The 24,155-nt window shown below is 54.2% G+C and carries 21 protein-coding genes; 14 read left to right on the top strand and 7 right to left on the bottom strand.

All coding sequences use genetic code 11. The features are described 5' to 3' along the window. Nucleotides 1-40 precede the first annotated feature (40 nt). Complete coding sequence (locus tag Mal52_RS19085; protein WP_145378012.1) at nt 41-1,021, top strand: hypothetical protein; 981 nt, start codon at nt 41-43, stop codon at nt 1,019-1,021. Nucleotides 1,022-1,055: 34 nt separating this feature from the next. Here Mal52_RS19085 and Mal52_RS19080 read toward each other — a convergent pair whose 3' ends face one another. The 3 genes from Mal52_RS19080 to Mal52_RS19070 form a co-directional block, all read right to left on the bottom strand. Continuing rightward, a complete protein-coding gene (locus Mal52_RS19080; RefSeq protein WP_145378010.1) occupies nt 1,056-2,873 on the bottom strand; it encodes an ExeA family protein in 1,818 nt (605 codons plus the stop codon). A 235-nt stretch (nt 2,874-3,108) separates the two neighbouring features. Beyond that, the gene (locus Mal52_RS19075; protein WP_145378008.1) at nt 3,109-4,005 is read right to left on the bottom strand and encodes a DUF1559 family PulG-like putative transporter; all 897 of its coding nucleotides are present in this window, start codon (nt 4,003-4,005) and stop codon (nt 3,109-3,111) included. A 169-nt stretch (nt 4,006-4,174) separates the two neighbouring features. Then, nucleotides 4,175-5,020 carry a sugar phosphate isomerase/epimerase family protein gene (locus tag Mal52_RS19070; RefSeq protein WP_145378006.1) on the bottom strand — a complete coding sequence of 282 codons (846 nt, stop codon included), beginning with the start codon at nt 5,018-5,020 and terminating at the stop codon, nt 4,175-4,177. A gap of 478 nt (nt 5,021-5,498) precedes the next feature. On the opposite strand from Mal52_RS19070, the gene Mal52_RS19065 reads away from it, so the two are divergent. The 3 genes from Mal52_RS19065 (at nt 5,499) to Mal52_RS19055 (ending at nt 8,398) form a co-directional block, all read left to right on the top strand. Further along, on the top strand, nt 5,499-6,671 hold the full coding sequence (locus Mal52_RS19065) for a hypothetical protein (protein WP_145378004.1): 1,173 nt from the start codon (nt 5,499-5,501) through the stop codon (nt 6,669-6,671). A 254-nt stretch (nt 6,672-6,925) separates the two neighbouring features. Next, a complete protein-coding gene (locus Mal52_RS19060) occupies nt 6,926-7,384 on the top strand; it encodes a hypothetical protein (RefSeq protein ID WP_145378002.1) in 459 nt (152 codons plus the stop codon). Nucleotides 7,385-7,744: 360 nt separating this feature from the next. Beyond that, nucleotides 7,745-8,398 carry a hypothetical protein gene (locus tag Mal52_RS19055; protein ID WP_145378001.1) on the top strand — a complete coding sequence of 218 codons (654 nt, stop codon included), beginning with the start codon at nt 7,745-7,747 and terminating at the stop codon, nt 8,396-8,398. Between the two features lie 112 nt (nt 8,399-8,510). On the opposite strand, the gene Mal52_RS19050 is transcribed toward Mal52_RS19055, so the two are convergent. Further along, complete coding sequence (locus Mal52_RS19050; RefSeq protein WP_197534326.1) at nt 8,511-9,161, bottom strand: class I SAM-dependent methyltransferase; 651 nt, start codon at nt 9,159-9,161, stop codon at nt 8,511-8,513. 17 nt (nt 9,162-9,178) lie between these two features. Then, complete coding sequence (locus Mal52_RS19045; RefSeq protein WP_145377997.1) at nt 9,179-10,078, bottom strand: dihydrodipicolinate synthase family protein; 900 nt, start codon at nt 10,076-10,078, stop codon at nt 9,179-9,181. A gap of 727 nt (nt 10,079-10,805) precedes the next feature. On the opposite strand from Mal52_RS19045, the gene Mal52_RS19040 reads away from it, so the two are divergent. From Mal52_RS19040 to Mal52_RS18995, 10 genes are all read left to right on the top strand, one after another. After that, the gene (locus Mal52_RS19040) at nt 10,806-12,128 is read left to right on the top strand and encodes a vWA domain-containing protein (RefSeq protein ID WP_197534325.1); all 1,323 of its coding nucleotides are present in this window, start codon (nt 10,806-10,808) and stop codon (nt 12,126-12,128) included. A gap of 272 nt (nt 12,129-12,400) precedes the next feature. Continuing rightward, nucleotides 12,401-14,008: a sensor histidine kinase gene (locus Mal52_RS19035; protein ID WP_145377995.1), complete on the top strand. Its 1,608-nt coding sequence runs from the start codon at nt 12,401-12,403 to the stop codon at nt 14,006-14,008. Nucleotides 14,009-14,016: 8 nt separating this feature from the next. Next, nucleotides 14,017-14,700, top strand: a complete 684-nt coding sequence (locus Mal52_RS19030) for a response regulator transcription factor (RefSeq protein ID WP_145377993.1) — start codon at nt 14,017-14,019, stop codon at nt 14,698-14,700. Between the two features lie 565 nt (nt 14,701-15,265). Beyond that, nucleotides 15,266-15,754 carry a hypothetical protein gene (locus tag Mal52_RS19025; RefSeq protein WP_145377991.1) on the top strand — a complete coding sequence of 163 codons (489 nt, stop codon included), beginning with the start codon at nt 15,266-15,268 and terminating at the stop codon, nt 15,752-15,754. A 65-nt stretch (nt 15,755-15,819) separates the two neighbouring features. Further along, nucleotides 15,820-16,971, top strand: coding sequence for a DUF1559 domain-containing protein (locus tag Mal52_RS19020; RefSeq protein ID WP_231962392.1), 1,152 nt, complete (start codon nt 15,820-15,822; stop codon nt 16,969-16,971). 439 nt (nt 16,972-17,410) lie between these two features. Next, nucleotides 17,411-18,478, top strand: coding sequence for a DUF1559 domain-containing protein (locus Mal52_RS19015; RefSeq protein WP_145377989.1), 1,068 nt, complete (start codon nt 17,411-17,413; stop codon nt 18,476-18,478). Between the two features lie 202 nt (nt 18,479-18,680). Continuing rightward, nucleotides 18,681-19,073: a hypothetical protein gene (locus tag Mal52_RS19010; protein ID WP_145377987.1), complete on the top strand. Its 393-nt coding sequence runs from the start codon at nt 18,681-18,683 to the stop codon at nt 19,071-19,073. Between the two features lie 136 nt (nt 19,074-19,209). Next, nucleotides 19,210-20,727, top strand: a complete 1,518-nt coding sequence (locus tag Mal52_RS19005) for a DUF1501 domain-containing protein (RefSeq protein WP_145377985.1) — start codon at nt 19,210-19,212, stop codon at nt 20,725-20,727. Between the two features lie 149 nt (nt 20,728-20,876). Then, entirely contained in the window at nt 20,877-21,341 is a 465-nt protein-coding gene (locus Mal52_RS19000) for a DUF7919 family protein (protein ID WP_145377983.1), read from the top strand. 73 nt (nt 21,342-21,414) lie between these two features. Next, complete coding sequence (locus Mal52_RS18995) at nt 21,415-22,095, top strand: HAD family hydrolase (RefSeq protein ID WP_145377981.1); 681 nt, start codon at nt 21,415-21,417, stop codon at nt 22,093-22,095. Nucleotides 22,096-22,109: 14 nt separating this feature from the next. Here the strand turns inward: Mal52_RS18995 and Mal52_RS18990 are convergent, their stop codons facing one another. Then, nucleotides 22,110-22,484, bottom strand: coding sequence for a VOC family protein (locus Mal52_RS18990; RefSeq protein WP_145377979.1), 375 nt, complete (start codon nt 22,482-22,484; stop codon nt 22,110-22,112). Nucleotides 22,485-22,624: 140 nt separating this feature from the next. Further along, nucleotides 22,625-24,109, bottom strand: a complete 1,485-nt coding sequence (locus tag Mal52_RS18985; protein WP_145377978.1) for a sugar ABC transporter ATP-binding protein — start codon at nt 24,107-24,109, stop codon at nt 22,625-22,627. Nucleotides 24,110-24,155: the final 46 nt, after the last annotated feature.

The raw sequence follows: 24,155 nt of genomic DNA, 5'->3' as shown, positions 1-24,155 counted from the left end.
TGCACCCCGTTTCGAATCTGCAACAGTTGAGAGACTCACCGTGAGCACTTATCGTTTTCTGGTCCTGGTTATCGGACCGGTGGTTTTAATCGCCGGGAGTTACTGGGTCACATTTGAATTCCCCCACGATGCGCGGGAGGTCATGGCCGCCACGGCTATTGATCCAGCACAACCGCAATTCGATTTGGGGCAAGGCGATCAATCCGCCGCCGATCATCCCGCTTTAGTGGAAGACTGCAACAAGGCTGCTGCGGCGCTCATTCTCCGCTTAGGCGAGCAGTACCGCGTTGCGGTTGAGTCTCCCTTTGTAATTGCCGGGGATATGCCTGAGGCCGATTTGCGCAGGCATTATGAAACCACAATCACGCCGATCGTCCACGCTTTGCAAAGCAGCTATTTCGAGACGAGTCCCAATCAGCCAATCACCATCGTCATGTTGAGCACGGTTCGGAATTATCGCCGGGCCGCTCGCGAGTTGGATAATTATGACGCCACGCACTACCACGGTTATTTTCGCAGAGATCAACGGCGGATCATGCTGGATCTTTCGAGCGGCAACGGCACATTGGCGCACGAATTGACGCATGCTCTGTTTGGCTTCGATTTTCCCACCGGTCCAGAGTGGTTCGACGAAGGCTTAGCGTCGCTACACGAACAGGGAGAGTTCAGTGAGGATGGCAGAACGTTGCTGGGGCATCACAATTGGCGGCTCAATTCGCTCAAACAAGCGTTGCTGTCGGGACAGCTCAAATCGATTGAGGAATTGATCCATGCACGGACATTTCGCCAAGAGGGCGAGGGGTTGCAGTACGCCCACGTCCGCTACCTATGCCTATACCTCCAACGGCGCGGGTTGTTGAAAGAGTATTACCGCCAATTCCGCACAGCGGTTGGCAACGACCCCAACGGGCAGGCGACGTTACAAAATGTGCTCGGGGTCGAATCGATGGACGAGATCGATGCGGACTTCCGCATCTGGCTACGCAATGAATTTCACTCCATCAGTCGCTTCGCCAATTGAGTTACTGAGGTACACCCCAAGATCTCGAGTGTCACTACCGTCCCGAGCGTTCATGTTGCACGCGGCGAAGTTTGGTGAATAACCGCCGCAGGTTGGGACGCGGCACGGCGCTCTCTTCGGTTTCATTCGTAGCGGATTGATCGGTTGCAGCCGGTTGCCGGTCATGTCGCAAAGTTTGCGATGGCTTTGCCGGTTCCAATTCCACAACGTCAAAGTCAGATGCCTCTGAGGTGGCAACTTCGCCAAAGTCCAGGGCATTGATTTGATCAATGACGTTTCGGTGCGATTTCAGACTTTTGTTCAAATTGGCTGCTTCGAGTGCATCGCCGGTCGGTTCTTCGACTGGCTGTACCGTATCGTTTTCGTTCTCTAGCTCAAGAGAATCGGTGGGCACATCTTGCATGTCTGCTGCGACCGGCTCGGCCGTCACCAGTTCTTCGACAGCTTCCAGTTCTTCAAAAACCGGAGTTTCCATCGGCATTTCCGGCTTTGGTTCTTCGGTGTGACTGGCAGCCGTCAAAGGTGGCCGTTCACGGCGCTCTGCATCCAGTGCGGCGTATCGATCGATCACGAGTTCCTCTTCGAACATCACCGCTCCGCTTTGGTGATCGTCGACCAACGGCACAACCCCCGCGATCGCGCTGGATTTGTGAGGCAATTCCTGCGATGAAATGTCAATGGTCTCCATGGGAACTTCCTCCTCGTTTTCGGTTTCGAGTTCCAGTCTGTCCATCTCGATGACGTCATCTGATTCCGAGATCACCGGTTCGATGGAAATCTCTTCATCGTCGTGCGCCAAGGCATAGACAATGTGTTCCTCTTCTTCCACCGGCAGGCTGACTTCTTCGTCCAGGATTTCGTTTTCGACGGGGCTTTCGCTGGTGCCGCCGATTTCAATGCTCTCCATTCCGTCGTTGGAGAACGCCTCGAAGTCAAATGGTTCGACATCTTCATCCGCGTCTGCGAATTCGGCCAAATCGGTGGACTTCTTTTTCAAGGCATCCAGCGGCCCGGCAATGTGTTTTCGCTCGTTCCAATGTAGTGGCAATTGCCGCAAGTCTTCCAACGCCTCATCGACCAGTTCCGCATCGGCACAGGGTTGGTTCGAGACAAACGCCAATAACAGCGTGTGGTCGCAAAGTTGGTTCAATGCGCGGGGCACGCCGTCGGCCGCATGGGCGATGGCGGCCATTGCGTCGTCGGTAAAGATCTGCTGCGGATTCGCGCCGCCCCAGTTCGTGCGGTACTCGATGTATTGCTTTGATTCGAAACGGGACAATGATTCCAAATAATGTTGTGAAGCAATGCGTTGGTTGAGCGCCGCCATGCCCGGTTTCGCTAAGGTCTCCTCAAGCGCCGGTTGCCCGCTCAGTACAACGCGAACCAGCGGAATTCCACCGGCCGTCAGGTTGGTGATACAACGGACTTCTTCCAGCAGACGCTGCGACATCAAGTGTGCTTCGTCGATGATCAACGCCACGCCATCGCTATCCGCTAATGCGGACTCGCAATACTTTTCCAATTCCAACCGCAATTCTTGCTCGGCCATGCCGGTGTAGGTCTGGCCCAATTCAAAGAGCACGCTTTGCAGCAAGGACCGACGGGTGGCGAAGTTCGCATTCTTGAGCAGCGCCACTTGAAATTGCTCGGACAACTCCTCGGCGAGCCGGCCGCAGAGCAATGTTTTGCCCATCCCGGCGGCTCCGGTCAAAACGCCAATCCCCTGTCCCCGTTGCATGCTGATCACAAACTCCGCAATGGTCTCGCGGATGTTGTCCGTGATGAACAGACAGTCGGAATCGGGAGTTGCCGAAAATGGACGCCGTTGGAATTGAAAATGTGATTCGTACATGGCCTCGGTCCTTGAGACGCCGCGGGGGTAGTGGACATAAATGCAGACCCCGACAATCTCAGTGGACCGATTCGCAAGTAAACCGGCAGTCGACCTATGACGTGCGTCGATCGATCCAGATTGTGAGCATCTGATATCAATCTCATCGAACCGTAACGGGGGGCTACTTTAAGCCAACGTCCTCGTCTCAAAAGGTGAGCAAGGTTTTCTGCGAATTGTCGGCGGGCAACAGCGTTTACGGTGGAGGATTGCGCATGCTGGGCATTTCAGGCGTTTCTTCGCCACCTGCAGGCGTGCTCAGCGCCTTCAGCACGCTGGGGTCGACATCATTATTCACAAACACCGTCGAGCCATCCGCCTTGAGAAACATGACGCCACCCTTTTTCCCTAGGCTACCAAACGTACGACTGTCCCCGTGAAGCCCATCCGCCGGATCGCGGACATTTCGTGGATATCCCCACGGCGCAAAACCGTCCACCACTTCTCCGGCGATTAGAGTATTCGAAGTTCCGTCCACGATTTCTTTGAAAGCCAGTCCTTTGTTGTCCGGAAAGACCTGCGAATTCCCGGCGACATGACTGAGGGCATAGCCGCTACCGGTATGGGTTTGCGGGATGGCTGGATTGAGATACTGCCGAATCCCTTCCCCCATCGGCCATTGGTTTTCCTGAGCATTCCAGGGCAATTCGAAGAAAACGGTTTCATACGTTTCCCCGTAACCAAGAAACGGTAGCAGCGCGGTTTGCCAGCTATGAAACTCCGTTCCCTGTTCGTCAAAAATACCCCCGGCAGGCATCACGCTAAAAACATCGTGATAATTATGCAGCGCCACTCCGATCTGTTTGAAATTTCTCTCGTTCAAGGTGAAATTGGAGGGGGCGGCAACGGTCGGTCTCGGAATGGCTGCTTGCCGATAGATCAAAATCGTTTGTATTGACACGAAACAGCCGACCAACAACACAAAAAAAGCTCCAATTCCTGCAACCCACAGCCAAGGACGCGGTGGGAGGACGGGAGGCGGGGGTGCGGATTCGAGCGGAACCGCATCCGCGCCGTGGAATTCAGAGCCGCAACTGGCGCAAAAACTGGCCAATTCGGGAACCGCAGCTGTGCAATTCGGGCAGGTTTTCATCGCGATGTTACCTGACAGGCGAGACGAATGGTGAACGGGGCGGCCGCCACCCGAAATTACGAACGGCGGAGTATTCCCTGTGGATAAGGATACCCCGCCGACCGAAATTTGTTTGAGTGACTCGAAATTCTTGCCACCCCACACGCCAATTCTTACTGCAGCCAATCGCTCAGAGAATCTTCGCACGCAGTTCCTGCAACAGCGAGACAGCCGCTCCGATGTCAATTTTTTGCTGTTTTGGGTCGTGAGCGATTTCTCGTTCGATGGTCAACGGCCCGTCGTAGCCGATTTCCTGCAGCGTCCGCAGGTACGTTTCCATACCGACATCTCCCGCGCCGAGCGGAACTTCCGCCCCCCATTCCTTGCCGCGTTGGCCATCCGCCGCCCAAGTCCCATCCTTGCAATGCACGCTCCGCACCAGATGGCCCACTTTTTTCAGGGCATCAATCGGTTCGCCGCTGCCGTACAGGATCATGTTGGCTGGATCGAAATTGATGAACAGGTTGTCCCGCTGCACATCGGAGATGAACGCCAGCAAATGCTCGGCCGACTCTTGCCCGGTTTCAAGATTCAATTGTTGGCCGTTTTTAGCAACATGATCCAGCAAGTCGCGGGTGACGGTCAGCAAGTCTTGATAACTGTCCGAAGCAGCATCCGGCACAAAGCCAATATGCAAAGCCACCGTGTCGCACCCCAACAACTTCGCGAAGTCGGAGATCTCTTTCATTTCCTGCACGCGCGCCGCCCGGGTTTCTTCCGGCACCAAACCGACAGTGCGGACGGTGGTGGGGATGTCGGCATAACTTTCGCCATCAAACCCGCCAAACACAGCTGTGATCGTGATCCCCGCATCGTTGCATTTGGCAAGGAACTCCTGTGCGGTCTTTTCCGTCCGCGTCGCTTGGTGCGGCGCATGCACCTGCACGGTCGGCACCCCGAGTTCTTGCGCAACATCCAGATGCACCCCCAGCCCGGCATCGACCGAAGCGAACACACCAATTGGCCATTTCTCCATCGCAGTCATCTCCTCTGTCGTTTACAGTTTCTAATGTGGTGGGGGGTATCGTACTGTTTTGGGCGGAGGGGTTCCAGGTTGGGAGATGCGGCGATAAAGGGAATGCGCCAGAAGAGCGGGGCGGATTCCCAAAAACGTTGGCCAACGGCCAACCGACATCATAGCCTGCGGCAACACCGTAGGAAGCATGTGCGACGACACGTTTTTAGGCCGTAGGCCATATTCAACGCGCGATGCATGAATGAGCGGGTGATGTTGGCCGTTGGCCAACGAGGGGGAATTGCGGTTACCGATTCCAGGGGCGTTGCCCCTGGCTATGATGTTGAGAGGCCTTCGGCCAAACGTGTGATCGTTGCGGCCGGCAAAGGGCCGTAGGGCAGGCTCCCGCCTGCCGTGAGCAATGTTGGTCCTCAATCCAAAAGCCGGCCGGCAGGCGTCTGCCCTATGTTACTTGTTGCAAGAAAGCAAAGGATTTCCAATGAATTCCGCAATGCATACACTGAACCGGCAACTGTTCAGTTTGACAGCCTGTGTTCTACTTAGCTGCGGTGCATCGGTTTATGCGGCTCCGCCGACACCCAACACCAACTCAGGTGCTGCGGTGGATTCGTCCGAGTATCAAACGGTGATGAAGATGCTCGGATCCCAAATGCGGAAGAACTATGAATTGATCCATACTTGGCAAGGTGAAATACAACGACACCAGAAAACTCTATTTCCTCTACCGGCGGACAAATCGGTGTGGCAAGAGACTAAGGAAGCCGGTCATTTTTATTTGGATCTCGCAGACAACAAGATGTCAGGCCGTTTGAAAGCAGTCGCTTCGCCTCGTACTGTTTTGGTATTAACTGGTAAGGAGATTGAAAGGTCGCTAAGCAAGGCGGACAAGCAGTGGGTGACAACGCCAGAACACTGGCTGTTGTTTGCAGGCAATGAGCGATACGGTTTTTCGGAGGAACTTCCAGCCGTCGTCGGTCTTGAAGACCGCTCCAACCGGGTGGTGTTTAAACGCGAACGATCCAAGGCTGACAAATTCTTAACGGTATTCGATCCGAGAGATGTTTTTGGAAATGGACGCCGCTTTTTCTGGGAGACGTGTGAATCGTGGGTAAAGGTGTTGTCGCCCAGCCCAGCGGATGTCGGCCGACGCAGTAGTCGAGACAACTTATCGATTCACAAGAAGACTGACGGCGACCACGTGCTCTACACCGTAAAAACGACTTTCCCCAGGTCGGGCAACCTTCTCGAGGTCACCTACGACTCAGCTGTTGGGTTCAATGTGACTCGGTGGGTTCAATCGCACGGCAAGCAGATGCTTGCCGAACGAACGATACGATATCAGAAGCGAGGCAAGATATTTGTACCTACTCATCATCGTTATTGCAGCTATGTGAAAGATGGTGTCAATGCGGGACAAATCAAACTCTTGCAGGAGGTCTCTTTTACGTTAACCCAGCTCAACCAACCGATCGACCCTGTGAATTTCACGGTCGAGACTTTTGGATTAAAATATGCGGATTTGATGAAGGATACGATTGAAGACAAACTGTATGTATATGATTCAAGCAAATTCGTCCCCGCAGACGATTTCGTAGTCGACCCAAGTAAGCTGCAAGGCAGAGACGCTCCAGACCCTGCGGCAACGCCGTAGGTAATCTTGTGCGACGGCACGAATTTTGGCCGTAGGCCATATTCAACGCGCAACGAATCATCGAGCGGGTGATGTTGGCCGTTGGCCAACGATGGGGATTTGTGGTTACCGATTCCAGGGGCGTTGCCCCTGGCTATGATGTTGAATGGCCTTCGGCCGAGTATGTGCACTTCGTGATCGGTCAGTTCAGGATTGGATTGGCCGCTACGTGGTCCGTCCATTCCAACGACTGACGAAATAGCCGAGAAAATAGAATGCATGAGCAAGCACATGGAAATATTTACGAGGCAGATGCACCGACAAACCAGAAATCCGTTTTCTTGTTTATCCCGCTGGGGTTATTTGTCCTCGTCGGTTTTAGCGTTTACGTTTACGACAATTTTTGTCCGCCAGAAGATCAGAAGGGCAACCTGCCGAATGACTCGGTGAGGAAGTTCCTGGAACTTGTCGCAGCGGACAATTATGACGCCGCACGGAAGTTGTTTTACGGGCCGTCCAATAGAATCGGAGCGCCAAGGACGTTTGAAGAATTTTGTGTTGGATACAAGAGAATCGATCCCCAAAAATGCAAAATATCGAGGGCACACAAAGGTAAAAGTGGTTTTTGGACGGTACGCGTCGATTTCGAAGAAGAAGCGGAGAAGACATATGTGTTTTTCGGTTTAAAGATCGTTGATGGTGAATGGAGGATGGAACGGGGGTATTCTTGGTAGGGTGACGTTTCGGAAAGTAAGAAAGCGCCAGAAGAGCGGAGCGGATTCCAAAAAACCGTTGGCCAAAGGCCAACCGACACCATAGCCTGCGGCAACGCCGTAGGGTGCATGAACGACGACACGTTTTTTGGCCATAGGCCATATTCAACGCGCGACGAATGAATGGGCGGGTGATGTTGGCCGTTGGCCAACGAGGGGGATTTGCGGTTACCGATTCCAGGGGCGTTGCCCCTCGCTATGATGTTCTGAGGTCTTCGGCCAAACAGGTGAAAGTCGCGAGTAGGTAGGGATAGAATCGGGGGCTGGCTGAGACATCAGCGTAATGGACCAGACGACCAAGAACTTTCAGGAGAGATTTCGATGAGCAAGTTTCCCTCAACCATTAAACGACCTGTACGGTTATTGGCCCTGTGCGCGTTGTTCTTGATTCTCGCGGCTTGCGCAGATTTAGCGACGCTTCGCATGGTCAATCAAGTGAGTGCGAGCGAAAAAGCCGATGCAGTTCGTCAAAATCGCAACCCCGCAGATAAACTGGAAGAGGGAGTACCTCATCCGGTTCAGGAGGCAGGCTCGAAGACGGACAATAAGAAAGTGCGCGTACCTAGGGCCGCAGAATGCCTTGTCGGACGAGCGCAGGTCGAGTCTGTGAAGGGCGAGGAACACACTTTCCGCATCACGATTATCAACATTTCAAAACGGGACGTCGTCATGGCAATAGGCCCAGCCGAACCGAACGAAGGGCCGGGGCTGGCGTTAGAGCCGGGCGTTGTCTACCTTGCGATCGACAAAGGTGAGAGACATTCTCTCAGCGGTATTTTTCGCTTGGGGGCAAATTGGAAATCGACAACCAAGCTAAAGCCAGGTGAGCGGACAGAATTTACCGTGATGTTTAAGGAAGAACCGCTCCGTTACTTGCGATTGTCACCGTCTGCAATCAAAGCGATCCAGCTGCGATGCTATGACTCACTCGGCGGAACAGTAGAAGGCGACTTGTTTTTTCCGATCTGGAAATAGAAATCGGCCCGTGAATCAAGCCTTACCGAAGTTCTACAATCGCACAACGTGCACAACGGCGAAGCCGTCGGTTTGGGGACTGCCTACGATACCGCTCGGCACTTGTGTTTACTCAATTGCGGCGCGTTAGCTGCCGCACGACGGATGCAGATTTTGGCCGGTCCGGGAAATCGATCGCCGGTAAATCCCGACTGCTGATCTCATACCCGCGCTCCCGCGCGGCGGTCAGGAATTCCTCCGTCGCGGCGCGGTTGCAGTCGGCGAGCCAGGCGGTGCCGTCGGGGAGTAATGCGGTGTCGAGGAAATTGAGCAGCGGTTTATGTTCGGCGCGCTCGTATGTCACATCGCATCCGACAATGGTCGCATATTGTTGCGGTGGGGATTCGCGCCAATCGAGTACGCTGCCCGCCGCGTCGGGGAAACCATTCAACCGCGCATTAGCCAGGGCGACTTGTACCGCCAACGGTTCGTAGTCGCTGAGCGTGACCTGCCAATCGGCTGCTAATCCGACAACTCCGACCAGGCCGATGCCGCAACCAAGCTCCAGCACCGCGCCCAGAGGTTGCCAGTCAGTACTTAGAATCCAAGCCGCTAGATCGTAGGACGTCGGCCACAGATAGGCCCAGTAGGGAATGTTGTCATCGGTCGCCACGTCCAATAGTGCATCGGGGTCGGCGGGGCGGCAGATTTCAAAATCATGCTGTCCGACATGGATTCGCTCTACCCGCCAACCCCCGGCGATTTCGGGCAAATCGGCAATCATCGCACACGTCTCCAACCTCATAAACCAGCCATCAACAGCTCATACAACCGATCCACCTCGGCCTGAGTGGCTGCATCCAATCGATAACCGACCGGGCCGCGGGTAACAGTGTTTTTGAAAATCCCCTGTTTAACCAACAGGTATTTTTCGATCGCTAAAAATGCATCGAGGCTGGTCTGTAGGGAAATCATCGAACAGAGTGGCGGATGCAAGCGGTTGATGGTTTCGAAGTCGTCGGCGTTTAAGGCGCGCCATAGTGCGGTGAGTACGCGAATCAAATCCGCGCCCGGCATTGTCCCTGCGATTCCGCGTGCGTAACTTTCGACGAGAGCAATCCCGCCGGTCCCTTCAAAGACCTTAGCCTTGCCGCCCGTTGCTTCATTGAGCGCCGTCAGTCGCGGACCGATGGGATTGGCTTCGGGTTTGTACATCACGCGGTCCCCGTATTCGGCGAACAGCCCGGCTTGCATGTCAATCGACATCGGCCGTCCGACATATCCGCTCGCATCCTGCACAATGACGGGAATCGAGATCGCACTCAAAATCCGCTCGTAATACCGCCGCAATTCGCCGTCATCCAGCGCCACCGAAATCGGAGGAATCGCCATCACAGCCGTCGCGCCGACACTCTCAGCATGCCGTGCGGATTCCTCGGCCAGCAAACTGCTCTCCGCCCCGACGCTGATCACGACCGTCCCGCAGCCCTCAGCACAACGGCAAGCGCGGACTGCCAAATCCCGCCGCTCTGCATCAGAGAGCCGCAAAACTTCAGAAACCATCGCCATCACGATGCCATCGGCCCCGTGCTCGAATAGCCAGTCGATTTCGCGGGCGAGTGTGTCGAAATCAAGTGATTCGTCGTCGTGAAACGGTGTTTGAAAAACGGGCAGGACGCCTTGGGGTTGTGGTTTGGTCACGGGATGTCGTTCGGCAAAGGTTGTGGAAATTCAACGCACAATTTTGTAACGGGTTCCATAGTAATCAATGGCAGCGTCCGACCCAACCGACTGCCGCTGTGAGAATTCAACCAGCGAATCAAGTCCGTAAACCACAACACTTTTTTCTCTGTGGCCTCGGTGTGCTCTGTGGCTAAATTATTTCGTCAATACGTGTGCGGTGTATTGGTTCGTTAGGATGATCGTTTGGACTACATAGAAAGGTGCGTCGTGACGAATCCGACAAGTAAAAAAAGCCTCACGCAAAGCCGCGAAGCTCGCAAAGAAGTGTGCTTCGTTGAGATGAATGGGGACGATGTCTCAACAAGGCATCCAAAATGAATAGAAAAACGATTTCTACGATATCCCAATCAGAAAACGATCCTTGAGCCTGATGATTTTCCTAGCAATTCCTTGGTGAGCTTTGCGGCTTTGCGTGAGATCTTGAATTCTATTGGGTTCACACAATCGACACTTGGCAAATCGCACTGATTTGATTAGGGGAATCTGTTGCCCTTTGGAAAAAAAGTGTCTCACGACGCACCCGACAAATAAGGGGGTGTTACAAATTTGTTACAAACTTGTGACACCGATCAGACCACCTACGATTGAGAATCGTGAATAATGCATGCATGGGCCGGGAATATGGATGGGACCGGCTGCCGAACATTTGATCGGACACGTATCACTCAAACAAGGAGCAATTGTCATGTCCCTGTGCACTCGCATGCTGGCCGCCTTCGTGGCGGCGGTGACTCTGATTGGTTCAACGGTCCAAGCAGGCCAAGTTAAGCTCGACGTCTCGATGGCGCAACCGACGTTGATTGCCGGTAAGAAACAGACCGCCTATCTCAAAGTGGGGCTGACTGGATTCAAATTCCAAAGCGACAAAGAACGCCCGAGTGTGAATGTGGCGTTGGTGTTGGACAAGTCGGGATCGATGAAGGGTGAAAAAATCAATCGAGCGCGCGAAGCGGCGATCAGCGCGATTGAACGACTCAACAAGAACGATATTGTCTCGGTGATCACCTACGACGCGACCGTGAACGTTTTGGTCCCAGCTACGAAATTGACCGACAAAAAGCAAATCATCGAAAAGATCAAATCGATTGGCGCGGGCGGTTCGACGGCACTGTTCGCCGGCGTGAGCAAAGGGGCGGGCGAACTGCGCAAATTTTTGGACAGCGAACGGGTCAATCGCATTATCCTTCTGTCTGATGGACTGGCCAATGTCGGTCCCAAATCGCCGAGCGAATTGGGAGACTTGGGGCGGTCACTCGGCAAAGAGGGAATTGCCGTCAGCACGATGGGACTAGGTCTGCATTACAACGAAGACCTGATGGTGCAGTTGGCACAAAATAGCGACGGCAATCATATCTTCATCAAAGACGCTGCCGATTTGGTGAAGATCTTCAATTATGAATTCGACGACGTGCTGTCGGTCGTTGCGCAGGAAGTCGCGATCACCATCACCTGCGAAAACGGTGTCCGCCCGGTCCGCATGCTCAACGGCGATGCGGAGATCAACGGCCAAACGGTCGTGGTCGGCATAAATCAGATTTACAGCGAGCAGGAAAAATATGTCTTGTTGGAAGTCGAGATCCCCGCTGCCAAGCCGGAGGAGACGCTCAAAGTCGCAGCTGTCAACGTCTCCTACGCCAATATGCAGACCAATACGACGGATCGTCTGTCGAGCGAAGTCAGCGTGAATTTTTCTGAGAACATCGCCGATGTGAAAAAATCGCTCAACCGTGACGTGATGGAGCAAGCGGTCTTGCAGGTTGCCAATCGGGCCAATGGGTTCGCCACGCAACTGCGCGACCAGGGAGATATCGAAGGTGCGCGGCAAGTACTGCTCGGGAATAGCGCTTACCTGGGTGAAAATGGCGAACTACTGGGGTCGGAACTGCTGATGTTTCGTTGTGTCACCAATAAAGAACAATCCAAAAAATTGGATGAAAAGGACTGGAAATTCAATCGTAAGCAGATGCGGCGTTTACAATATAAAGATCAAACGCAACAGAAGTATTGAGAGTATGAATTGGCATGAGGCCTTAATAGAGGGATAAGGCAGGCACCCGGATCGCGCTCGCGTCCGGGCTGCCGAACCCTTTCGTTGTCTTGGTTGAGTTGTTGGATTTTCAAGAGGCGGAATTTTTATGGCACTGTTTTTGAATTTGTGTGACTCTCGGACTACTTAGAATGGTGCATCGCGACGCACCTACCAGGGCTTTTTTATTGACGTGTTCTTCTTGTAGGCGTGACAATAGCGCTGCACCTTAAACCTGGAACCTCGAGGCGCGTGTGGCTCGTCGTCAAGTTTTGCTGCTGATCCTCATCTCTACGGTGCCGCTGGCGTTGTTGGCGGTTCTGGGGTGGCGTTTGGCGAGCGATGAAGAGACGCACATTCGCCAGCGATTTCAGGAGATCTTTCGGCAGCAACTTCACGAGACCGACGGCGTCATCGCCACGTATTTTGAGGACCGCGAACGCGAGTTGCTCGAACTGGCTCGTCGGGTCCCGCTAACACCCGGCAGCATTCGCGAACGGCTTCGTCGTGAACCGCGCGTGGAGCAGATCTTTGTGCTCGATTCCGAAGGCCGGATCAAGCACCCCTTGCCCGGTTCGTCGCTGAACACTGCGGAACGGCGGTTTTTGGTGCAGATCACACCGGTGATCAACGACCGCGATTTTGTGCGACTGGCCAACGCGCAAAACGATGCGCCCGGAGAATCGAGCGGTCGAGAGGAGGAGGTTCAACGGACCCACGGCTGGTACGCGCTCTATTGGGGGCGCGGCGTGAATCTCATTTTCTGGCATCGTCGTGAATCGGGCGAAATCGTGGGCGTGCTCCTCGAACGCGCTCGCTGGATGGCGGACCTCATCGAAATTCTTCCCCAAACGGGAATGTCGGGCGAACTCAATCGGCTTGATGAGAAAGCGCGGATTCGGCTGGTCGATTCCGATGGCAGCGTGGTCTATCAGTGGGGCCGCTACGAACCGCCCGAAGATCAACTCCCGTTTGTCGATTTATCGATCAGCCGTCCGCTCAGTTCCTGGCGGTTGCAATATCTAGTGGCCGAATCGTGGTTGGCAACGGCGCAGCCGGGGTCGCAGTATTTCAATATTCTGGCCGGTCTTGTTGCCGGCGGTGTGGTGCTGTTGTTGCTGGCGGTTGTGTTTTACCGCGAATACGCCCGTGAAATAGCTGAAGCGACCCAGCGCGTTAATTTCGTCAATCAGGTCTCGCACGAACTGAAAACACCGCTGACCAATATCCGCATGTATGCCGATCTGTTGGAGCGAGACTTGGAGGGGATGCCGCCCGAAGAGACTGAATCTGCGACGAGCCGACTGGGGGTGATTCTCAGTGAAAGTCAACGCCTCAGTCGATTGATCACCAACGTGCTAACATTTGCGCGGCAACAACGGAGCGGTATTTCGGTTCGCCGTTCGGCGGCTAAGATCGATGACCTGATTACCGCTTGTTTGGAACGGTTTGCACCGCCGCTGCGCGACAAACAGATCGTTGTGGAATTCGACGCGCATGCGCCGCAACGTGTACTGGTCGATGTTGATGTGCTGGAACAGATTCTGGTGAATTTATTCAGCAACGTCGAAAAATACGCCGCCGCAGGAAAACTGCTTAAAATTACCAGCAGCCAAGAAGGCGACCGCACGACAATTGTTGTCGAGGATCGCGGACCAGGCATTCCTGCGGGGCAACGTGAGCGGATCTTTGAGCCGTTTCATCGTGTTTCGCATGCTTTGGAAGACTCACCAGGAACAGGAATTGGATTATCGATCGCCCGTGATTTGGCCCGCAACCATGGCGGCGATGTCGTATGGGAGGCAGCGGATCAGGGGGCGCGGTTTCGCGTAACGTTACACACACCACGCAGTGAGAGTTGAGGCCGCCGATGAGAGTATTAGTCGCCGAGGACGACACATTGATTCGCCGCGCCGTGGTCGAAGTCTTGGCCGAGGAAGGCTATCAGGTGCTTCAGGCAAGTGACGGACAAACGGCGCTCACGCTGTTTCACGAGTATCGTCCCGACTTTGTTTGTCTGGATGTGATGATGCCGGAAGTGAATGGATTCGACGTCTGCCGCAAGTTGCGCGACGCGGATGCGGAGGTGCCGATTGTGTTCATCAGCGCCAAGTCGGAGGAGGTCGACAAAGTCGTGGGGTTGGAGTTGGGCGCCGATGATTTCATCGTCAAACCGTTTGGCGTGAAGGAATTGGTGGCGCGCATCCGCTCGATCACACGCCGCTGCTATCGCCGATCTCAATCAGAGAATGGCGGCTGTTTTCAAATGCTAGATCTAGACATCAATACGTCCGAATTGCGCGGTCGTCGCGGCGAGCAGGTGATCGAGTTGAGCTTGCGGGACGTGCGGTTATTGCAATTGCTACACGATCATCGCGGCGAAGTCTTGGACCGTGCCACGATTTTCGATCGGGTTTGGGGTGAGGACTATTTCCCCAATAGCCGGACGTTGGACCAACATGTCTCGCGGTTGCGGAAACGGATTGAAATCGACCCCAACAACCCCGTGCTCATCCGGACAGTCCATGGCGTGGGTTACCGGTACGACGGGTGAGCTGGGCAGACACCAAAATCGTGTCAAAAATCGCTTGGAAATAGCCTGAAAATACCCTCTTCTCGCCACGATCGCTAAAGATGGTCTATGGTGCGATCTACTAAGAAAAGTCCTTACAAGGCAGGGAAATACGTTTGACAAGGGGTGTTTGCTTTGGTCTAGTTATAAATACCACGAAGCAAATTAAATTTTCAACAATTTTCAACGGGCCTTCACACCTCCAGCGGTATTGAAATCAGCTGGTCGTGTCCCCTTCTAGCTCATCGGCGTTGTGGCAGGGCTGACAAGATTTTGTCGGTCTTACGTTCCTATCGATTCATTCTGACGTGACGGGTGATTTGGCTGATCTGGTCATAATTTTCGTCACGAAATCTTTACACTGCTAATCTCACTGAAAATTCTTTCGTGTTGTAGAAACGTGTCAGGCAACGGCTTTTCTAGGACGCTACTTGCACGTGAAAGCTTAACTTTTGTGGAATTACTACAGTCTATAACCAGATACGAAGGCAAACGGGCCATTTTGTCCAGATTTGGCAAGAAGGTCCATTTGCAGGTAGCTCACTCAATGAACATGACTCGCAGCTTTAGAAAACATTTGGGACTGCTCTCTCTCCTTTTCCTCGTCGGATTGGTAAGCGGATGTAAGGAAGAGGGGTTTGTTGACGTACGCAATAAAGTCCCGGTGGTGCCTGTCACTGGAAAAATTTTGGTTGATGGCAAGCCCCTTGTCTATCCGCAACAGGGGCGTATCATCCTTCATCCGGATGCTCCGACTCAGGAAAAATTGCCTAAGGATATCCCCAAGCCGTCTTCCTGGAGTGCCCCGGATGGGTCAACTTTCGAAATTGGCACTTATGATGGCAGTGATGGTGTCCCTGCTGGCACGTACAAACTTACGGTTGAAGTTGGTAAGCGGTCGCTCATGAATGGTTCATTCCGGGGCGGAGATTTGAAAGAGAAGTACAAAGATCCTGAGACTTCTGAAATTTCGGTGACGATCACCGGAGACGAAGGGAGTATCGATCTCGGTACGATTGAGCTGACTTCTGAGTGAGCCGTTACGGACTCACATTTATATAATTTTTGGTTTAATGGCCGGTGCTTTCTTGCCGGTAAATCGTGTTCGTTCTCGTTCCTTGTTTCCTAGATGGAGGTTTGATTATGTCTCGTTCTCGTAAGTCCAAACGCGGGTTTACGCTCATTGAGCTGCTCGTCGTTATCGCGATTATCGCGATCTTGATCGCGCTGCTGCTTCCGGCAGTTCAGCAGGCGCGTGAAGCGGCTCGTCGGACGCAGTGCCGCAACAACTTGAAACAGCTTGGATTGGCATTTCACAACTATCATGATGTCTACGGACAATTCGAGTGCCCGGAATTGGTCATCACGACCAACGGCACTGGTGCGTCCATTGAGTCGCTGACCAGCCACAGTTGGCAGCAACCACTATTGCCCTACATCGATCGTGGCAATATCTACAAAGTGGTCAACAATGGCTTGAGTCCTTTTGCCAACGTTCTGGCCGGTGGTGCTGAAGCGGCAGCTTACGCGACGGTGATTCCGGGATTCATTTGCCCGACAACACCGGATGGCAACACGATTGTCGAAGCGTCTGTTCCTGCCGGAACCGACGTCGGACTTGGTGTTCCGACTGCCAGTGAATGGACCATGCGAAGTGGTCGTTCTGACTATGAAATCGTTTCGGGTTATCGCTCGGGATTCTATGATTTCTCCGTGACTCCCGCTAATGGCGGTGTTCGCTACTCAGCCGATCGCGATGCCATCATGGAACAGAATGTCATCCTCGTCGATACGCCGGCGATCTACGGTGTATTTGGCCAGCCGACAGCTGGTGCCGATGGTTTGAAAATCCGGAATATCACAGATGGTACTTCCAACACCTTGATGCTTGTCGAACAAGCCAGTAAGAACTTGTTCTATCGCGGCCGGACCCTGGTTCCTGTCTCGAGTGGTGATCCCGAAGCGATCGGTCAATCATTGTTCGGTGGTGGTGGCTGGGGTGATCCGTGGCATGAGAACTGGATCAAAGGTTCCAATGCTGACGGTACCGACATCGCGTCAGGTGACGGTGGTGGACCCTGTATCATCAACTGCTCCAACCGTCTTGGTGCTGGTGCATACTCCTGGCACACCGGTGGTACATTCAGTTTGCTGGCCGATGGTTCAGTCCAGTTCCTCAATGCGAGCCTCAGCCCGCTTGTGACAGCTGCACTGATTACCCGCCAAGGTGGTGAAGTGAACGGTCAGTTCTAATCCAAAGTAGACGACAAGGTCGACTCGCAGGGTGCGGAGATTATCCATCTCCGCACCCTTTTTTCGTTGGGCCGTTCGATTCCATTCCGAGCGATTCACTGATCACCAGCACCCCACCCACCAGCCATCAATTCTTGTTGTCTGCCCAATCGGTCATTTTCAATTTCTCCCAACGATTTGAGCTACTCCTTGGACCCAAATGTTAGGGCTAGGTTTCATCGTAATTTTCACCAAGGCATGCGAGGCAGTAAGAAAGTTCCGAACCGACTCCGAAAAAAATTGACAAAGCGCACTGGCTCTGTTCTAGTTGCTGACTGATAGACCAACAAGATCGTCCGCGAACGATTGAGCTTCCAGGAATCGACAATCACGCATGCAGCCAGAACGGCTGTTGAGAGTGTGATGTTCTCTGTCTCTTTTTCTCGTACCGAAAGGTTCAATGATGAGACTCAGCTTTTCTGCACACAAGCGACGCGCGTTTACGTTGATCGAGTTGTTGGTGGTCATTGCCATTATTGCGATTCTGATTGCGCTGTTGTTGCCGGCAGTGCAACAGGCGCGCGAAGCGGCCCGCCGGACCCAGTGCCGTAACAATCTGAAACAACTCGGATTGGCGATGCACAACTACCACGATGTGTTTTTGATGTTCCCAATCGGTGGCATTTCCGACTTGGATGGCAACGTGTTTAGCGGAGCCTTGACTGCCTCGCTTCCGTACTTCGACCAGGGCAACCTAGAGAATCTCTACGATTACTCACTGCAATGGACCGATCAGCCGGCTGGTGTGCAGGCGACGCCGATCAACAGTTTGATCTGCCCGTCAGTCCCGACCGAGAATACGGCTTTTGATCCGGTTCTTGAATTCGCGCTGCCTGGGCTGGGGACAGGGGGATTGACGCACTACATGTTGTCCAAAGGAATCAACGACGCCATTTGTTATGAAGGCGGTCATCCGGTTTATGGTCCGGCGGCCTTCGGCAATATCCCCAGTTCAGAACGAGGCATGTTCAACCTCGACCAGTCCACACGGATTGCCAAAATCACGGACGGTACCTCGAACACATTCATGATGGGGGAAGGCGCCGGCGGAGAAACGTTTCCACTGTGTACCGGCGTTGGCTGCACGGATCCAACGACCGCTCAATCGCCGCTCAATCCGGGCGTGAATCGCAATGCCGATGTTTTTTGGGTCAGCCCAGAACCTTCAAATGACGGTTACACAACCACAGTGGGACTGCATACCGCGAGCGTGTTCTGCAGTACGGTGGAGAGGCTGAACAAGAATCCCGTGACCACGTCGGAGATCATTGTGGCTGGCTTGTTGGATTGCCGGTCGAGCATCAACGGTGGCCCCCACTGGATGAGCAACTTTCGAAGTGCCCATACCGGAGGTGGTTTTTTCCTGTTAGCCGATGGTTCGGTTCGATTCGTCAACGATAGCATCGACCTCACACAATATCGCCAGTTTTCAACCATCGCCGGTGGGGAAATCGTCAGCTTCGAGTAGGTTCGTGATGCAACCGTAGCAATTTCCCAAGGACCTGCTGAGCTTTTCAGTTTGGCGGACTCGACTTGTTGACCACGGTGGTTTTCATTGAGAACCATCGTGGTTTTCGGATATTTCGAATTGGCAGTCTCCGCGGAATCGAGCGTGTGAATCCGTATGGACGCTGCGTGCGCGACTCGAATAAAAAAAGGATGGGCAGGGTATGGCACGTCAAGCGCTCTTGTTGGTTGGATTGTTGGCCTCGATGCTGGCGACACTGATTGGATGTGGCAACAGTGCGCGGGCAACACCTGAATTGGGAACTGTGCACGGCAAAATCAGCTTGAATGGAAAACCACTTCCCAACATGTTGATCCGCTTCGAGACAGACGAAACGCATAACTCTTTCGCAAGATCTGATTCTGAAGGATTCTACAAGGCGATGTACTTCGTCGACCTCGAAGGCGTGAAAGTCGGACCGTGCACTGCGCGGGTCAGTTTCGATCCCAGCTTGGGAATCAAAAACGTGCCGGCCAGATACTCTTCAGAAAGCGAATTGAAATTTATCGTGAATTCCGGTCATAACGAATATGACATCAACATGACGTCGAACTGACTTGTCGCGTTGATCGTAATTTTCGCACCAACGGCCGATTGTTAGCTGGCAACACACCTGTCTTGTGGCAACCGCTGCCGACCAGTATTATTGATCCGTAGGTACTTCGGCAATTTAGCCTCTCCAGGAGTGGTCGATGCTGCGGGTTCTCGGATCACCGATTTCGATTTTGGGCCAGCACAGTCCGTCAGATATCACGCGGCGGGAATTGTTGCATGCCGGCGGCCTCGCAGCGGCAGGGCTCTCGTTGCCGCAACTGCTCGCCTCGCAAAAGCTTGCTGCGGCATCCACGGCACCGCAAGGCATTGGGTTCGGTTCCGCCAAACGTTGCCTGTTCCTGTATCTCTATGGGGCACCCAGCCAGCTAGAGACCGTGGACATGAAGCCGCACGCCCCGGTCGAAATCCGCGGGACGATGAAGCCAATCCCGTCGGTCGTGCCTGGTCTCGACGTCTGCGAGCACCTGCCGGAGATGGCCAAGATCATGGACCGCGTGACGGTCGTCCGCTCGGTGACGCACGCCCATCCCGTGCACGGTGTTGCCTTCGCCACGACCGGGATTCCCTCGATCGAAACGGCGATGGAACTCAGCCCGTACGACCAACGGCATCATCCCTACGTTGGCTCGGTCGTTGAATATTTCGAGCGGCAAAAAAAGCAGGGCCAGGCAACGGGCATTCCCGATAATTTAGCGCTGCCATTTCCCTTTAGCAGTCAACGCGTCGGCGAAGTCGCCCGCGCGGGGCCTTATGCCTCGTATCTCGGCGCCAGCTACAACCCGATCTACACAGAATACACAGGCAAGGCAACGCGGTCGGTGGTCAAGACGTTGGCGGATCGAAAAATCGATTGTCACGACCCGTACGTCGGCTGCGATTTGGAGAGCCATTTCAAGCTGGCCACCACGAAACCGTTGCCCGAGGTGAAACTGGATCGACTGAATCGACGTCGCACATTGTTGGAGCAATTCGACGCTTCGCGCAAACAAATCGACATGAACAACAACGCGCTGGCCATGTCGCAATACCAGGAGATGGCGTTTTCGTTAATCACATCGCGCGAAGTCTCCAGTGCGTTGGACATTCGCAGCGAACCGCAAGCGACGCGCGACTTGTACGGCATGACGTTGTTCGGTCAATCTTGTCTTGCCGGACGACGGATGTTGGAAGCCGGCACCAAGTTGGTCAGCGTCTTTTGGGACGAGTACGGTTTAGCCGGCGACGCCTGGGATACGCACTGGAATCACTACCCACGCATGTTGGATCAACTTTTGCCGCCATTTGACCGCGCCTATTCCGGACTCATTTTGGATCTGGAACAGCGGGGCATGTTGGACGACACGTTGGTGGTTTGTCTCAGCGAGCATGGCCGGACGCCCAAATTGAGCACCGGCCGAGGAGGCGGACGGGATCACTGGTCACGCGCCTATTCGGTGATGTTTGCCGGTGGCGGAATCGCGCGGGGCAACGTCGTCGGTGCGACCGACCGGCACGCCGGTGATCCGATTGACCGGCCCGTCGGCCCCAAGGACCTGCTCGCCACAATCTACCACGCACTGGGCATCGACCCGCACGCCACGCTGACCGACCGCGGCAACCGCCAAATCCCCTTGGTCCCCGAATCGGCCGATTACGTGCCGGAAATGTTTGGGTGATCCCATAGCGGCCATCCGTTTGTGATGCGGGCCGCCAGCGTACAGGGGGAAGAAGAACAGATCCGTTTCCACCTACGGTTGTGAGCTATTCCTACCCCCGTCAAGTCGACCATTGTCAGGCGGTTTTTACGATGCCCAGGAGGCAGCGCATGCACATTCCTGATCTGAACAAATATAATTACAACTTACCTATCCAGCTCGAAACGGTATTGGCAATCGGCTGGCTTGACCCGTCTGAGGACTTTAACCAGGGACCAGTGCCTAAGCAGATTATTTCGAAGTTGTGGGAGATATTCTTTTTTCAAAGACAGGGCCGTGATTTACTTGTCAATGTGTTGAGAGGTATTCATGCCTGTGGCTTTTGTGGTTTCGACTCATTAGTCATGGGACCAGACGAGAAACAGCATGTCCTTGGCCATGCCGAGATATGGATACCAAGTGGTCAAGTCTGGTATGCTGCTCCAACGATGATTATCCATTACATTGAAAAACACCAATACCTTCCCCCTCAGGAATATTTGGAAGCGGTGCGAATGGTGGATGTAGAATCCTTGATAAATGCACAGGCTGAACGCGTTCGCTTGGTTCAAGCTGGTTTCGATAACCAGGAGTGAGCAATACGCGAAAGACCGTTGAGAGCTGCAATGCGAACGGTCCAGACCGTTCTTATTTCGAGTGAGGAGAGGGATGTACGTTTGTTTGTTCGATATCGATGGCACGTTGATCCATACGGCCGGTGCAGGCCTTGCTGCCTTGCGGACGACGATGCTGAGCGTGCACAATTGTGATGCCTCGGCGACCGAAGTCGTCACGACCGGCCGCACGGATCGGGCGATTGTCGAAGAACTGTTCGAACTGCACGACGTCGAGCGGAGCGATAAAAATTGGGAAGTCTATCTCGCCGCTTATTTGGAACATCTGCCGATTTCGTTGGCCGAATGTCAGGGGCGTGTCCTGCCCGGCATTCCGGAATTGCTGGCCACGCTTGCCGCTCGGGACGACGTGACGTTGGGCCTGTTGACCGGCAATTCCCACCCGGCAGCGCAGCACAAATTAGGGCACTACGGGCTCAATGACCATTTCACCTTCGGCGGTTTCGGCAGCGACCATACTGATCGTGATGATGTAGCCCGCCTAGCCTTGGCCGAAGTCCACGCTCGTTTCGACAACGGCATCGAAGCGGACCGGATTTTCGTTATCGGCGATACGCCGCTCGACATCCGCTGCGCGCGTGCGATCGGCGCTCAAGCCATTGCCGTCGCCACCGGCACGCACGATATGGAGGCATTGCGCGAGGCAAAACCCGATTTGTTGGTGAAAGATTTCGCGGATGCGGCGCCGTTTTTGGAATTGTTGGTCACGGCGTAACGCAGCGCTTTAGCTTATTCCGCGCTCATCCGATCGGTGAATTCCAATCGATTCCCGAACACGTCGTGCGTATAGAAACGACGTGCGGGGGGATTGAGATCGTCGAATTGGACGTCGTAGCACGCCTCCTCAAGTCGCTGGGCAAGATCTTTCAAATCACCGCCGACAACAAAACAGGGATGCGCTTTTTTTGACGGCCGAAAATCCCGCTCGACTCCCAAATGCAATTGCCGCCCATCAGGAATTTGAAACCATACCCCACCGCGTGACCTGAGTGGCTGCGGTTTGTCGATTTCCTTCAGCGACAGCAATTCGCCATAATAATGTCGTGCCGCTTTCTCTCCATCAACGGGCATTGCCAACTGCAGGTGGTCGAGTCCAACGATCATGGAAAACCTTTCCAATGCCCGCGTTCTACTACAAGTCGTTTCAAAACCCTCTGACGCGTCTCACTGACACTGATCTGAACGTTTCGAGAACAAACGCAACCGGGTTTTGTAACTGGTTCTATGCATAATCTAAGAGAATACTACCCGCTGACTGCTTGGCTCATCACGTCTTCTTCGGTCCAATCGGCAACGTTACGGATCTCCCGTAACCGGCCGCGAGACATCACGCCGACGCGGTCGCACACGGCTAATAATTCGGTGAGGTAGGAACTGACGAAAATCACCGCCTTGCCCGCTGCGGCGGCTTCGCCCATCAGGCGGTAGATCTCCGCTTTGGTGCCGACATCGATGCCGCGGGTTGGTTCGTCCAGTAGCAATACATCGGCGTTTTGGTGAAGCACGCGGGCGATGGCGACTTTTTGTTGGTTGCCGCCCGACAGATCCTGCACCGCTTGATCCTGCGAGCGGGCTTTGATGTTCAACCTAGTCATCCAGTGTTGCATCGCTTCGCGGCGGCGAGATAGATTCAACCAGCCAAAGCGGCTGTAGGGCTGCAACTGGCTGTAGGTTGCGTTGTCTGCGATCGAGCGGCTTTGTGCCAACCCCTCTGCTTTGCGGTCCTCGGAAACGAGTCCCAGTCCCGCGCGGATCCGCGCTGCCGGGGAGTGTGGGGGCGAGACACCGCCAATAGTTACCTTGCCGCTGGTGACCGCATCCAGTCCAAACAAACACCGCAACAACTCCGTCCGCCCCGCTCCGACCAGTCCCGCGATTCCCAGAATCTCCCCCCGCCGTAACTGCAGCGATACCTCCTGGGGACTTACCTTTCCGCTCAAATTGTCGAGTGACAAAATGACCTCACCCGGTTCGTGCGGCACGGAGGGGAACAGTTCTTCGACGCTGCGTCCCACCATCAGCGAAACAATATCGTCATCCGTTGTGCCGGACAGGTTACCATGACCCACCGAACGGCCATCACGCAAGACCGCATAGTCGTCGCAGACCTCGCGAATCTCTTCAAGAAAATGGCTGATATAGACAACACCGATCCCCGAAGCTTTGAGCTTGCGAATCACCCCGAACAGGTGTTCCACGTCGTGCCGCGTGAGCGAACTGGTTGGTTCGTCGAAGACAATCACCTTGGCGTCGATGACCAAGGCCCGCGCGATTTCGACAAGTTGTTGCATGGCGATCGAAAGATTGCGGACCGGAATATCAGGCCGCAAATCCGCATGTCCCAACAACTCCAAGGCTTCACGCACCATGCGTCGTTGTGCGGGACGATCGAGCAGGCCGCGCCGCTTCCGCTCTTGGCCGAGCATGATGTTGTCTTCAATGCTCAATTCGGGGGCCAGGTTGAGTTCCTGATAGATCATGCTCACCCCCGCCAGTCGCGCATCGTGCGGTCCCTGAGGAGCATACGGCTTACCGGCCAAGGTCATCGTTCCGGAGTCCGTCCGATGTGCGCCGCTGAGCACCTTCATCAATGTACTTTTGCCGGCGCCATTCTCGCCGATCAACGCCGTCACCCGACCCGCACGGACATCAATGGTCACATCACTGAGCGCCTGCGTCGCTCCAAACCGTTTGGAGATGCCGGTCATGTGTAATAACGGTGCGGTCATGAGGTCAGCCAGTTTATGAGCAAGTAGATTTTCCGAGATGCTATTC

It is taken from the genome of Symmachiella dynata (assembly GCF_007747995.1).
Taxonomy (GTDB): Bacteria; Planctomycetota; Planctomycetia; order Planctomycetales; family Planctomycetaceae; genus Symmachiella; species Symmachiella dynata.
The sequence above is the reverse complement of the archived record's forward strand: the minus strand, read 5'-3'. Positions and strand labels throughout refer to the sequence as shown.

Excerpts from the sequence above, each read along its gene's own strand:
- Mal52_RS18985 (WP_145377978.1), bottom strand. The coding sequence starts at position 24,109 with ATGACCGCACCGTTATTACACATGACCGGCATCTCCAAACGGTTTGGA.
- Mal52_RS19015 (WP_145377989.1), top strand. The coding sequence starts at position 17,411 with ATGATGAGACTCAGCTTTTCTGCACACAAGCGACGCGCGTTTACGTTG.
- Mal52_RS19060 (WP_145378002.1), top strand. The coding sequence starts at position 6,926 with ATGCATGAGCAAGCACATGGAAATATTTACGAGGCAGATGCACCGACA.
- Mal52_RS19040 (WP_197534325.1), top strand. The coding sequence starts at position 10,806 with ATGTCCCTGTGCACTCGCATGCTGGCCGCCTTCGTGGCGGCGGTGACT.
- Mal52_RS19005 (WP_145377985.1), top strand. The coding sequence starts at position 19,210 with ATGCTGCGGGTTCTCGGATCACCGATTTCGATTTTGGGCCAGCACAGT.
- Mal52_RS19070 (WP_145378006.1), bottom strand. The coding sequence starts at position 5,020 with ATGGAGAAATGGCCAATTGGTGTGTTCGCTTCGGTCGATGCCGGGCTG.
- Mal52_RS19080 (WP_145378010.1), bottom strand. The coding sequence starts at position 2,873 with ATGTACGAATCACATTTTCAATTCCAACGGCGTCCATTTTCGGCAACT.
- Mal52_RS18990 (WP_145377979.1), bottom strand. The coding sequence starts at position 22,484 with ATGATCGTTGGACTCGACCACCTGCAGTTGGCAATGCCCGTTGATGGA.
- Mal52_RS19010 (WP_145377987.1), top strand. The coding sequence starts at position 18,681 with ATGGCACGTCAAGCGCTCTTGTTGGTTGGATTGTTGGCCTCGATGCTG.
- Mal52_RS19030 (WP_145377993.1), top strand. The coding sequence starts at position 14,017 with ATGAGAGTATTAGTCGCCGAGGACGACACATTGATTCGCCGCGCCGTG.
- Mal52_RS19025 (WP_145377991.1), top strand. The coding sequence starts at position 15,266 with ATGAACATGACTCGCAGCTTTAGAAAACATTTGGGACTGCTCTCTCTC.
- Mal52_RS19075 (WP_145378008.1), bottom strand. The coding sequence starts at position 4,005 with ATGAAAACCTGCCCGAATTGCACAGCTGCGGTTCCCGAATTGGCCAGT.
- Mal52_RS19000 (WP_145377983.1), top strand. The coding sequence starts at position 20,877 with ATGCACATTCCTGATCTGAACAAATATAATTACAACTTACCTATCCAG.
- Mal52_RS19050 (WP_197534326.1), bottom strand. The coding sequence starts at position 9,161 with ATGATTGCCGATTTGCCCGAAATCGCCGGGGGTTGGCGGGTAGAGCGA.
- Mal52_RS19055 (WP_145378001.1), top strand. The coding sequence starts at position 7,745 with ATGAGCAAGTTTCCCTCAACCATTAAACGACCTGTACGGTTATTGGCC.
- Mal52_RS18995 (WP_145377981.1), top strand. The coding sequence starts at position 21,415 with ATGTACGTTTGTTTGTTCGATATCGATGGCACGTTGATCCATACGGCC.
- Mal52_RS19065 (WP_145378004.1), top strand. The coding sequence starts at position 5,499 with ATGAATTCCGCAATGCATACACTGAACCGGCAACTGTTCAGTTTGACA.